Source organism: Sutterella sp., from assembly GCF_030539355.1.
Taxonomy (GTDB): domain Bacteria; phylum Pseudomonadota; class Gammaproteobacteria; order Burkholderiales; family Burkholderiaceae_F; genus Sutterella.
Genome location: NZ_JAUNSF010000149.1, coordinates 1 through 4,837 on the forward strand (window position 1 = coordinate 1; position 4,837 = coordinate 4,837).

A 4,837-nucleotide genomic window follows, 5' to 3' on the forward strand; every position below is an offset into this window, starting at 1 on the left:
ATCTCCACGTCGCGGTACTCGTCCTCGCCGCCGAGCAGGTTGCCGAAGGCCCACCGGTCGTAGAGCCGCTGGTTGATCGTGCCCTGCAGCGTGAGCAGGCCGGCGAAGATCTTCACGGCCTTCGGCGCATCCCCGGCGCTGTAGACCATGCCGGGCGGCGCGCTCTGCGGGGCGATCTTCCCGAGGAGGAAGTCCGCGTCGATGCGCAGGTCATCCTCGCGCCATTCGTCGCCGAGCTCGCGCATGTCCTCGAGCAGTGCATGCACGGGGTTCCACGAGGTCATGCTGAAGAAGAGCTTCGGTGCTGGCATGGTCTCCTCGAGCGGCGTCCTGGTGATCTCGATCAGGTTCATTCCGGACCCTCCTTGACGGCACGGTTGAGCAGATCGATGGCGCCGGAGATCTCGGCGATCGTCTCGTCGACGTCCTCGCCCTTGTCCGAGAGCTGCATCGCGGCGCAGAGACCGCAGGTGAGCGCCTCGTCGAGGATGCTGACGAGCTCGCGCGGGATGGCGATGGCCATGGACTCGTCCGCGATGTCCGGCAGCACGTTGCCGTGCTCGTCGACGACCTCGATCTCCTCCATGCCGATGACATAGTCGCAGGCGCCGTCCGGGTCCTCAATGAAGATGTCGGCGAAACTGCCGCCCCACTGGCGCTCGCAGGCCTCCTGCAGGATGGCCGGGAAGTCCGGGCGCCTGAGCAGGCTCTCGGGCAGGACCGTGAAGCGGTCCGGGTGCGACTCGGGCTTGAGTCTGAATTGGTACGACATGTGTGCTCCTATTGAGAGATGTGCTGTGACTGCGGGGCGTGGAAGGCGGCGTTGAGGTGGCTGCCGTGGTCAATGCCGACGCCCTCCTTCGCGCGCTCGACCGAGCGCTTTTCAATGCGGTCCGTGCGCTCGCGCCAGTCCTGGCCGAAGGCATGGCCGAGCGACCAGAACTCGCCGTGCATCTGCACACCCTCGAGCGGCAGATCGCGCGTGAGCGGTCCGGCGTTCGTGAGCGCGACCACGGCCCGGGCGCGGCTGAGAGCGCGCTGCCTCGTGTCCGATGCGTTCAGGCGCGCGCCGTGAATGAAGCCCGCGACCATCTCGAGCTGGCAGTCGCGCTCGAGCTTCTTGTACGTCGCGAACACTGTCACGGTTGCGGGGTTGTCGGTTCGTTTCATGGTTTCTCCTGAATGGGGCTGCGCCCGGCGGAGGAGCGTCTGCTCGTCACTCCTTTGGGATCCGGTGAGGTACTCGCCTCCCGGTCCAAGGGGAGGCTGACTCGTGAGGCCGGGCCCGCATGCAGTCGGGTTTTGCCGTCGGGCGCAGGGGGCAGCCGTCTCACCGAAGGTGGAAAAGCACGCCGGCCAAGAGCGGCGCGGAGGGTGGTGAGGCGGCTGGCCTCTGTCGCCCGGACAGAGGGCAGTGATTGCCAGGGGTTGGTCAGGGTTTTGTCTCCGGAGGGAAGTGATCGGCCTCGGTCGTCACGATCGCGACGCGCTCCTCGCTGCCGGCGATGGTGTTGCCCTTCTCGTCGATCTCGCAGCTCTCGCCGAAGCGGATGCCGGTGACCGCGTAGAGATCGCCCTTGGCGTCTCGCACGTAGAGGCCGGGGTCGCGAAGCTCTTTGAGGCGGGCGGCCCAGAGCGCGGTGAAGAACTCCTTGAGTGTCATTGCCTCGCCCCTCAATCAGTTCATGACGGCCAGATCGGCGGCGATCAGGTCCGCGGCGTCGACGTCCTCCTCGTGCTCCCTGACCACTGTCCGGATGCGCTCCGTGCCGATGATCACGATCGCGTGGAAGATGCTGCCGTCGTCGAGCTTGCGGCGAAAGAGGCCCATGTTCTCGTCGGCGGTGTAGAAGTTGCCGCCGATGCGGACGAACACGCCCACGCGGGCGGCTTGCTCGACAGGGATGCTCTCGAGCTGCGCCTCGAGTGCGTCGACGGACATGAAGGTGATGTCTTTCTTCGTGGTCTCGGTCATGATCTTTTCTTGCTTGTAAATGGTTCAAACTTGGGCTGGCTCGCGGCCGCTTCTATCGCCGGTTTTGTCAGGCTCTGCAGCTTCTCGAAGAGCGCCTGCGCCTCGGCGAGGAACTGCCGGCAGAGCTTCTCGGCCTGCTCGAGCTCCTCGTCCGTCGGCTGGAAGCGGATCGTCCAGAACTTCAGGTGCTTCCACGGGCCCTTGAGCCGCGGGTCGTAGTCGACGAAGTCGACCCACCTGCGCCCGGTGCAGAGCAGCTGCACGAGCATCTGCGGGCGGTACTCTTCTGGCACGACGCCCGCGGCGATGCGCTCGAGGTGCGTCGTGGTGTTTGGGCACTTGATCTCGAGGAGCCCGTCGTCGCCGACGAGGCCGTCGGGCGAGGCGCCGAACCACGGGATCTCCGGATGCGGCACGAAGCCCACGAGGTCGACGAGCTCGCCGGTCTCGACCTCGTACGCATCACGGGCCTCGGCCTCGTGCTCGATTCCCCACTGCATGGCCGGCGTCGTGCCGGTGCCGATCACCTCGCCGGTGATGCGCTCGGCGATCAGGATGCCCATGAGTGCCTGGTACGCCGCAGTGGGCTTGCCGTCTCGCCGGCGATTGATCACAGCCGCGGCTCTCGAGGCCGTCAGGCACCCGTGCCGGTCATTGAGCCACTGCGACGTGCGCTGGAGCGGGTTGCCGCTGTCGAAGTCTTCGGCCATCAGAAGTCACCTCCGTCCGCATCGGCCTGCCTGGCGATGACCTTCAGGCGGTCATGGTCGCCGCTCGCCTTGAGCGCGATGCGCTGCTCCTTCGTGCAGGTCGTCTCGAAGAAGGCCTTGTAGCCCCTCCATCCGCCGTTGGCCGCGGCCGTCGCGCTCGCAAGGATGTCGTGCTCGAGGACCGGGCCGTGCGTCTCGGCGACCTCCTCGTCCGGATCCGGCTGGCCCTGCACAGGCACGCAGAAGACCTGGAAGATGGCGTTCTTGTAGGCGTAGCTGAGAGCCTTGCCGGTGGCCTTGTCGCTCGAGTCGATGCCCTCGCCGAGCGACTGGAAGGTCAGGCTGGATCCGTCGATCGCGCAGGTGATCGTGTACTCGATCAGGATGCGCAGCTCGCGCGAGACGCGGTCGCTCTTCCCGGCCACCGTGGTCTTCACCGTGCCGGCGGAGAGCACCTCAATGCGCGACGGGCGGATGGCGAGGTGCTGCTCGGCCAGGATCGGCGAGAGCGCCTCGTAGACCTCGTCGATGCCGCGGTACCTGAAGGAGCCGCCCGCGGTCACGGAACGGTTCTTCGCGATGCCGCGCTGGCGCAGAGCGTCCGCGGCGCGCACGATGGCGGCATGCACTGACGGCACTGCGGGGGTTGTGATTTCAGTCGTCATGCTTGAATACCTTGACCATCAGGTTGAGTAGATCCTTGAAGTCCGCGCGCTGAGGCTGTTTCGGCTTCTCCGGGCGCTTCCGGCGCTTCACCCATTTGGGCGGCGTGCGCTTCTGTCGGTGCGGGTGCTGCGGGATCGTCATGCGCATCTCCTCAGTTCCTCGCGGGTGTAGTCCTCAAGAATCCGGCTCGTCGCGTCGACGATCTCCTGCACGGGCGTGTCCTCGAGCAGGCGGCGCTCGTCCGGGTGCGCATCGAGGTAGTCGTCGACGTCCTCGGCCGTGCAGGAGCGCCGGTCATCCCAGCAGTCTCCGGAGAGCACAGCCGCGGCTTCCTTGATCGCCTCGCCCACCAACATCTCGTAGCGCGAGCCGTAGCCGCCCCAGTTGATGTAGTTCCATGCGCTCCGGTCCATGCCGTCGGGGTAGTTCCACATCACGCGGCCTCCCTGCAGATCTCCGGCCAGAATCTCCGGCACCGGTCGACCGCTTCCGCGTACCTCAGACGGTCCTCCTCGTCGGTCCCCTCCGTGTCATCCATCCAGTGCGAGAAGTTGCCGTACCAATGACGCACCTCGCTCTCGACGAGCTCGTCGAAGCCCTCGTAGTTCTTGACGAGATCGTGAAGCCAGTTGAGGAAGTCCGCCTCTTTGGAGCAGTCGGGCCGTGAACGGACGAAATCGACGACGAGCGGAAAGAGCGTGTCGTAGTGGTAGCACGCGCAGTTCCGGGTGGTGTCGAAGCTGAACGGCGTCATATCAAGGCCGACCTGCTCGGCGACGCGGCCGACGAAGTGCTTCAGGAGCGGCAGGTTCTTTTTGCTGATGGCGGTCATTGCGGTCTCACATGTCGATGTAGATGCAGACAATGGTGATGAAGACGATCACGACGCCGCCGAGGAACTCAATGCGGCTCTGCCAGTCGGCGCGGTCGCGCTCGTAGTCGTCCATCTCGAAGAGGAAGTAGTCGCTTTCGCGCGGCGGGAAAAAGAGCTTTCTCATTTCTTGGTCTTCCTTCCGGTTTGCTTGGGCACCCGCAGGTGCTGGAGAGCCTTGAATGCCGCGGCGCCCGCGGCGTAGTCGAAGCCGAACTTCTGCTCGAGCTCCGCATCGATGCGCAGCAGTGCCGGCGAGAACTTCTGAAGCTTGCGGGCGGTGCTCGCCTCGACCTGCGCCTCGTCCTTGCGGACCAGCTGCCCACTCGCCCAGAGGAACCCTGAGCAGGCGTGGTAGAGCTGATCGGGCGGCAGGCGGGTGAAGTCCGTCGGTGCCCAGTAGGTCTTCGTCCTTGGCATGTGCGCTCCGGTGTGGTCTCGAAGTGCAGGGGAGGCGGTCGCGGCGGTTCTGTCATCAACTTGCGGGCCGCTGAACTGCACGCGGGTGCCGCGGCCGCCTCCTCTGCGCTCCACTGTCAGGGTCAAGCGGTCTGCACCGCGGGCGCTCATAGCCCTTACTGCTCCGCGGCACTGGCCGCTTGACGCTGACTGCGG

Annotated in this window: 12 protein-coding genes; all 12 read right to left on the reverse strand. The window is 65.7% G+C overall.

Annotated features, from left to right (window positions below; all coding sequences use genetic code 11):
* A partial coding sequence (locus Q4F91_RS12770; RefSeq protein WP_303338112.1) for a hypothetical protein occupies positions 1 to 353 on the reverse strand: 353 nt, incomplete at its 3' end.
* Positions 350 to 772, reverse strand: coding sequence for a hypothetical protein (locus Q4F91_RS12775; protein WP_303338113.1), 423 nt, complete (start codon positions 770 to 772; stop codon positions 350 to 352). The genes Q4F91_RS12775 and Q4F91_RS12770, both read right to left, overlap by 4 nt.
* Positions 773 to 780: 8 nt before the next feature.
* A complete protein-coding gene (locus Q4F91_RS12780; RefSeq protein ID WP_303338114.1) occupies positions 781 to 1,170 on the reverse strand; it encodes a hypothetical protein in 390 nt (129 codons plus the stop codon).
* Positions 1,171 to 1,432: 262 nt separating this feature from the next.
* Positions 1,433 to 1,663: a hypothetical protein gene (locus Q4F91_RS12785; RefSeq protein WP_303338115.1), complete on the reverse strand. Its 231-nt coding sequence runs from the start codon at positions 1,661 to 1,663 to the stop codon at positions 1,433 to 1,435.
* Positions 1,664 to 1,678: 15 nt separating this feature from the next.
* Positions 1,679 to 1,975 carry a hypothetical protein gene (locus tag Q4F91_RS12790; RefSeq protein ID WP_303338116.1) on the reverse strand — a complete coding sequence of 99 codons (297 nt, stop codon included), beginning with the start codon at positions 1,973 to 1,975 and terminating at the stop codon, positions 1,679 to 1,681.
* The gene (locus Q4F91_RS12795) at positions 1,972 to 2,685 is read right to left on the reverse strand and encodes a lambda exonuclease family protein (protein WP_303338117.1); all 714 of its coding nucleotides are present in this window, start codon (positions 2,683 to 2,685) and stop codon (positions 1,972 to 1,974) included. The genes Q4F91_RS12790 and Q4F91_RS12795 overlap by 4 nt, the downstream gene beginning before the upstream one ends.
* Positions 2,685 to 3,350, reverse strand: coding sequence for an ERF family protein (locus Q4F91_RS12800; protein ID WP_303338118.1), 666 nt, complete (start codon positions 3,348 to 3,350; stop codon positions 2,685 to 2,687). Before Q4F91_RS12800 ends, Q4F91_RS12795 begins: the two co-directional genes overlap by 1 nt.
* A complete protein-coding gene (locus tag Q4F91_RS12805) occupies positions 3,340 to 3,492 on the reverse strand; it encodes a hypothetical protein (protein ID WP_303338119.1) in 153 nt (50 codons plus the stop codon). Before Q4F91_RS12805 ends, Q4F91_RS12800 begins: the two co-directional genes overlap by 11 nt.
* Positions 3,489 to 3,785, reverse strand: a complete 297-nt coding sequence (locus tag Q4F91_RS12810; RefSeq protein WP_303338120.1) for a hypothetical protein — start codon at positions 3,783 to 3,785, stop codon at positions 3,489 to 3,491. Before Q4F91_RS12810 ends, Q4F91_RS12805 begins: the two co-directional genes overlap by 4 nt.
* The gene (locus Q4F91_RS12815) at positions 3,785 to 4,183 is read right to left on the reverse strand and encodes a hypothetical protein (RefSeq protein ID WP_303338121.1); all 399 of its coding nucleotides are present in this window, start codon (positions 4,181 to 4,183) and stop codon (positions 3,785 to 3,787) included. The genes Q4F91_RS12810 and Q4F91_RS12815 overlap by 1 nt, the downstream gene beginning before the upstream one ends.
* A gap of 7 nt (positions 4,184 to 4,190) precedes the next feature.
* Positions 4,191 to 4,349, reverse strand: coding sequence for a hypothetical protein (locus Q4F91_RS12820; RefSeq protein WP_303338122.1), 159 nt, complete (start codon positions 4,347 to 4,349; stop codon positions 4,191 to 4,193).
* Positions 4,346 to 4,642, reverse strand: a complete 297-nt coding sequence (locus tag Q4F91_RS12825) for a hypothetical protein (RefSeq protein WP_303338123.1) — start codon at positions 4,640 to 4,642, stop codon at positions 4,346 to 4,348. The genes Q4F91_RS12820 and Q4F91_RS12825 overlap by 4 nt, the downstream gene beginning before the upstream one ends.
* Between the last annotated feature and the right edge of the window lie 195 nt (positions 4,643 to 4,837).